Source organism: Rhodococcus sp. ENV425 (genome assembly GCF_002887785.1).
GTDB lineage: Bacteria > Actinomycetota > Actinomycetes > Mycobacteriales > Mycobacteriaceae > Rhodococcus > Rhodococcus aetherivorans.
In genome coordinates this window covers 14,538-19,962 of the sequence record NZ_PCZU01000032.1, presented here as the reverse complement: position 1 = coordinate 19,962, position 5,425 = coordinate 14,538, and the positions used below count along the sequence as shown (strand labels likewise).

General features: G+C 71.6%; 5 protein-coding genes. 3 read left to right on the top strand and 2 right to left on the bottom strand.

Translation table 11 applies throughout. The annotated features are described in order from the left end of the window. Positions 1 to 19: 19 nt before the first annotated feature. Complete coding sequence (locus CQZ88_RS01925; RefSeq protein WP_006933196.1) at positions 20 to 976, bottom strand: electron transfer flavoprotein subunit alpha/FixB family protein; 957 nt, start codon at positions 974 to 976, stop codon at positions 20 to 22. A 47-nt stretch (positions 977 to 1,023) separates the two neighbouring features. After that, on the bottom strand, positions 1,024 to 1,809 hold the full coding sequence (locus CQZ88_RS01920; protein WP_006933194.1) for an electron transfer flavoprotein subunit beta/FixA family protein: 786 nt from the start codon (positions 1,807 to 1,809) through the stop codon (positions 1,024 to 1,026). Positions 1,810 to 2,039: 230 nt separating this feature from the next. Between CQZ88_RS01920 and CQZ88_RS01915 the strand changes: the two genes are divergently transcribed. From CQZ88_RS01915 to CQZ88_RS01905, 3 genes are all read left to right on the top strand, one after another. Further along, positions 2,040 to 2,819, top strand: coding sequence for a bifunctional 2-polyprenyl-6-hydroxyphenol methylase/3-demethylubiquinol 3-O-methyltransferase UbiG (locus CQZ88_RS01915; protein WP_232334179.1), 780 nt, complete (start codon positions 2,040 to 2,042; stop codon positions 2,817 to 2,819). After that, complete coding sequence (locus tag CQZ88_RS01910) at positions 2,816 to 4,372, top strand: glycoside hydrolase family 57 protein (protein WP_102799162.1); 1,557 nt, start codon at positions 2,816 to 2,818, stop codon at positions 4,370 to 4,372. The genes CQZ88_RS01915 and CQZ88_RS01910 overlap by 4 nt, the downstream gene beginning before the upstream one ends. Next, the coding region (locus tag CQZ88_RS01905) for a glycosyltransferase family 4 protein (RefSeq protein ID WP_258008413.1) at positions 4,369 to 5,425 on the top strand (1,057 nt) is incomplete at its 3' end. The genes CQZ88_RS01910 and CQZ88_RS01905, both read left to right, overlap by 4 nt.

The window sequence follows — 5,425 nt, the reverse complement described above, 5'->3', positions numbered from 1 at the left end:
CCGCGGCGGGACCTCGGGATCAGCCCTTGTGCTTCTTGATCTCCTCGGTCAGCTGCGGAGCGACGTTGAACAGGTCACCCACGACGCCGTAGTCCGCGATCTCGAAGATCGGGGCCTCTTCGTCCTTGTTGACCGCGACGATCGTCTTGGACGTCTGCATGCCGGCCCGGTGCTGGATGGCGCCGGAGATGCCCAGCGCCACATACAGCTGCGGCGAGACGGTCTTGCCGGTCTGACCGACCTGGAACTGACCCGGGTAGTAGCCGGAGTCGACGGCGGCGCGGGAGGCACCGACGGCGGCACCGAGCGAGTCGGCGAGGTCCTCGACGACGCTGAACTTGTCGGCGCTGCCGACGCCGCGGCCGCCGGAGACGACGATCGACGCCTCGGTCAGCTCGGGACGGTCGCCGCCCACGATCGGGTTGCGCGCGGTGATCTTGACCGCGTTCTCCTCCTGCGCCGGCACCTCGACGTCCACGCGCTCGGCGGCGCCGGCCTGCGGCTGCGCCTCGACGGCACCCGGACGCACGGAGACGACCGGCACCTCGCCGTTGGCCTTGGCGTCGACGGTGTACGCGCCACCGAAGATCGAGTGCACGGCCGAACCGTCGGACTTGACGTCGATGACGTCGCAGAGCAGACCGGAGCCGATGCGCGCGGCGAGGCGGCCCGACACCTCCTTGCCCTCGACGCTGGCGGCGGTGATCACCGCGGCGGGGCTGGCGGACTCCACGAGCGAGGCCAGCACGTCGACCTTCGGGGTCACCAGGTAGCCCTCGATGTCGTCGGACTCGGCGGCGTAGACCTTGGCGGCGCCGGCGGCGGCGAGCGCGTCCTGCAGCTTGTCGGCGGTGCCGGCCGGACCGGTCACGACCGCGGCGGGCTCACCCAGCGCACGGGCGGCGGTGATCAGCTCGGTGCTGACCTTCTTCAGCGCGCCCTCGGCGTGCTCGACGAGCACGAGTACTTCTGCCATTGCTCTTTCTCTCCCTTGGGTATGTCTGCTGTGTCGCGTGGGCGCGATCAGATGATCTTCTGGCCGACGAGGTACGCGGCGATCTTGCTGCCGCCGTCACCCTCGTCCGCGACGCGCTCACCAGCGGTACGCGGGGGCTTCGGGCTGACACCGGTGACGGTGCTGCCGGCGTTGGCCACGCCGAAGATCTCGGGGTCGAGCCCGATGTCGGCGAGAGTGAGGGCCTGAACTTCCTTCTTCTTGGCGGCCATGATGCCCTTGAAGGACGGGAAGCGGGGCTCGTTGATCTTCTCGGTGACCGAGACGATGGCCGGCAGCGTGGCCTCGAGGGTGAAGACACCCTCGTCGGTCTCGCGCTCGCCGCTGACCTTGCCGTCGGCGACGGTGAGCTTGCGCATGTGGGTCAGCTGCGGCAGGCCGAGGTACTCGGCGATGATCGCCGGCACGGCGCCCATCCGGCCGTCGGTGGCCTCGTTGCCGGCGATGACCAGGTCGACGCCCTCGATCTGGCCGAGAGCCGCCGCGAGCGCGTACGCGGTCTGGATCGCGTCGGAGCCGTGGATGGCCGGGTCGTTGAGGTGGATGGCCTTGTCGGCACCCATGGACAGCGCCTTGCGGATCGCGTCGGTGGCGCGGTCCGGACCGGCGGTGAGCACGGTGACCTCCCCGCCGTCGCGCTCCTTGATGAGCAGGGCTTCCTCGACGGCGCGCTCGTTGATCTCGTCGAGCACCGCGTCGGCGGCCTCGCGATCGAGCGTGAAGTCGCCGTCGCTGAGCTTGCGCTCGGACCACGTGTCGGGGACCTGCTTGATCAAAACGACGATGTTCGTCATGGGTCTACGTCGACCTCCTGTGTATGACTGCCTGGGATCGGCGAGGCGCAACGCCTTGACCGAGCTCTCGTGCTTCGCACGGGGGTGTGCGATAGATTACCTCACGCTAAGTTACCCGCTGGTAACTTGGATGGGAACCTCGTTCACCATAACCACACGAAGGGAGCCGCACGGCTGTGATCTGGACCACCGATGACGAGGTCGACAAAGGTGGGGCTAATGTCTGGGCGGTGAGCGAATCCCCCGTCCCCGCCGGCGACGCCCCTCAACTGCCACTCACCGGCGAGCGCACCGTTCCCGGCATCGCGGAGGAGAACTACTGGTTCCGCCGCCACGAGGTGGTCTACCGCGACCTGCTGCCCCGGTGCGCCGGCCGCACCGTGCTCGAGGCGGGCGCCGGCGAGGGCTACGGCGCCGACATGATCGCGGGCGTCGCCACCGCCGTCGTCGGCCTCGACTACGACGAGAGCGCCGTCGCGCACGTGCGCGCCCGCTACCCGCGCGTGGACATGCGGCACGCCAACCTCGCCGACCTGCCCCTCGCCGACGCCTCCGTGGACGTTGTCGTCAACTTCCAGGTCATCGAGCACCTGTGGGACCAGTCCGGGTTCCTGCGCGAATGCCACCGCGTGCTCCGGGACGGCGGCGAACTGCTGATCAGCACCCCCAACCGCATCACGTTCTCCCCCGGCCGCGACACCCCGCTCAACCCGTTCCACACCCGCGAGCTGAACGCCGCCGAACTCACCGAACTGCTCGAGGGAGCCGGCTTCCGCGTCGCCCTGACGACCGGGGTGCACCACGGCCCCGCCCTGCGCGCCCTCGATGCCAAGCACGGCGGCTCCTTCATCGACGCCCAGATCGAGCGCGCTCTCGCCGGCGATCCCTGGCCCGCCGGCCTGACCGCAGACGTCGCGGCCGTGACGGTCGACGACTTCCTCCTCGCGCCCGAGAACATCGACGCCAGTCTGGATCTCGTCGCGATCGCGGTGAAGGATCCGGCGCGGTGACCACTCCCGCCACCCGGCGGGAACCGGGACTGTTCGCGCTCGTGCTGCACTCGCACCTGCCGTGGCTCGCCCACCACGGTCGCTGGCCGGTCGGCGAGGAATGGCTCTACCAGTCCTGGGCCGCGACGTATCTCCCGGTGACCGACGTCCTGCGCCGGCTTGCCGCCGAGGGCCGCACGCGCCTGGTCACCCTCGGGGTGACGCCCGTGCTGGCCGCTCAGCTCGACGACCCCCACTGCCTGACCGGGATGCACCACTGGCTCGGCAACTGTCAGCTGCGCGCCCACGAGGCCGCGGGCATGCGGGAGCCGGCCTACCGTGCGCTCGGAGCCCGCGAGCACCGGCAGGCCGCCGCAGCCCTCGAACAGTTCGAAACCCGTTGGCGCCACGGCGGATCCCCGGTGTTCCGCGAACTCGTCGACGCCGAGGCGGTCGAACTGCTGGGCGGGCCGCTGGCCCATCCCTTCCAGCCTCTGCTCGATCCCCGCCTGCGGGCGTTCTCCCTCGCCGAGGGGCTGGCCGACGCGCACGCCCGCTGGGCGCACACACCGCAGGGCATCTGGGCGCCCGAGTGCGCGTTCACCCCCGGTATGGAGGCCGGATACGCCGCCGCCGGCGTCGGGCACTTCATGGTCGACGGTCCCGCCCTGCGCGGCGACACCGCGCTCGGCCGGACCGCGTGGGACTCCGACGTCGTCGCCTTCGGCCGGGATCTGCAGGTGTCCTACCGGGTCTGGTCGCCGAAGTCCGGCTACCCGGGCCACCCCGCCTACCGGGACTTCCACACCTACTGCCACGACACCGGGCTCAAGCCCGCCCGCGTGACCGGCCGCACCGTCGCCCCACAGGACAAGGCGCCCTACGACCCCGATCTGGCGTCCGCGGCCGTCGACCGCCACGTGGCCGACTTCGTCGACACGATCCGCCGCCGGCTGCGCCGCGAGTCCGACCGCATCGGGCGCGACGCCCTGGTGGTCGCCGCCTTCGACACCGAGCTGTTCGGCCACTGGTGGCACGAGGGCCCGCTGTTCCTCGAACGGCTGCTCCGGGCGCTGCCGGAGGCGGGCATCGAGGTGGGCACTCTCGCCGACGCACGCGACCGCGGGTACGTGGGAGCACCCGTCGACCTGCACGACACCTCGTGGGGGTCCGGGAAGGACTGGCGGGTGTGGGCCGGCGAGCAGGTTCGCGACCTCGTACAGCTCGACGAGGAGGTCGTGCGCACCACGCTCGACACCCTGGACAAGGCCCGCGGCGCCGCCGGGGCCGGCCGCCCCGCGCTGCGCAACCGGGTGCACGACCAGATGCTGCGCGAGGCGCTGCTGACGGTGTCGAGCGACTGGGCATTCATGGTCAGCAAGGACACCGCGGCCGGATACGCGCGGGACCGGGCCCACAAGCACGCCCACGCGTTGCGCGAGATCGCCGCGGCGGTCGCCGCAGGCCGCGACGAGACGGCGGCGCGCCTGGCCGCCGGCTGGAACCGGGCCGACAATCTGTTCCCCGGGCTCGACGCCCGCCGCCTGCCCGACCGGATGGGAGCCCCCTCGTGAAGGTGCTGATCGTCTCCTGGGAGTACCCGCCCGTCGTCGTCGGCGGCCTCGGCCGGCACGTGCACCACCTCGCCACCGAGCTCGCCGCCGCCGGCCACGAGGTGGTCGTGCTCTCCCGGCGGCCCACCGGCACGGACGCCACCACCCACCCCACGATCAGCCACATCGCCGAGGGCGTGCTCGTGGTGGCCGTCGCCGAGGACCCACCGCACTTCGACTTCGGCGAGGACATGCTCGCCTGGACGCTCGCGATGGGTCATGCCATGGTGCGGGCGGGGCTGAGCCTGACCAAGGGCGGCATCGGCGACGGCTGGTACCCGGACGTGGTGCACGCGCACGACTGGCTCGTCGCACACCCCGCCGTCGCGCTCGCCGAGTTCTTCGACGTACCGCTGGTGTCCACCCTGCACGCAAGCGAGGCCGGCCGGCACAGCGGCTGGCTGTCGGGCCGCGTGAACCGGCAGGTGCACTCGGTGGAGTGGTGGCTCGCCAACGAATCCGATCGGCTCATCACGTGTTCGGCATCGATGAACGAGGAGGTCGCCGCGCTCTACGGGCCGGACCTGCCGCCGGCGACGGTGATCCGCAACGGAATCGACGTCACCGCGTGGTCCTACCGGGAGCGGGCGCCGCGTTCCGGGCCGCCGCAGCTGCTGTTCGTCGGCCGCCTCGAGTACGAGAAGGGCGTGCAGGACGCGATCGCCGCCCTGCCCCGGATCCGGCGCACGCACCCCGGCACCACCCTCGTCGTCGCCGGGGAGGGCACCCAGTTCGACTGGCTGCGCGAGCAGGCGCGCGTGCACCGCGTCGCGCGGTCGGTGACGTTCGTCGGCAACCTCGACCGCATCGAGCTGCTCGGGTGGCTGCACCGCGCCGATGCGATCGTCCTGCCGAGCCGCTACGAACCGTTCGGGATCATCGCACTCGAGGCCGCGGCCGCCGGGACGCCACTCGTCGCGTCGACGGCCGGCGGCCTGGGGGAGGCCGTCGTCGACGGCTCGACCGGCCTCTCGTTCGCACCCGGCGACGTCGCGGGGCTGGCGTCGGCGGTCC

Excerpts from the sequence above, each read along its gene's own strand:
- CQZ88_RS01925 (WP_006933196.1), bottom strand. The coding sequence starts at position 976 with ATGGCAGAAGTACTCGTGCTCGTCGAGCACGCCGAGGGCGCGCTGAAG.
- CQZ88_RS01920 (WP_006933194.1), bottom strand. The coding sequence starts at position 1,809 with ATGACGAACATCGTCGTTTTGATCAAGCAGGTCCCCGACACGTGGTCC.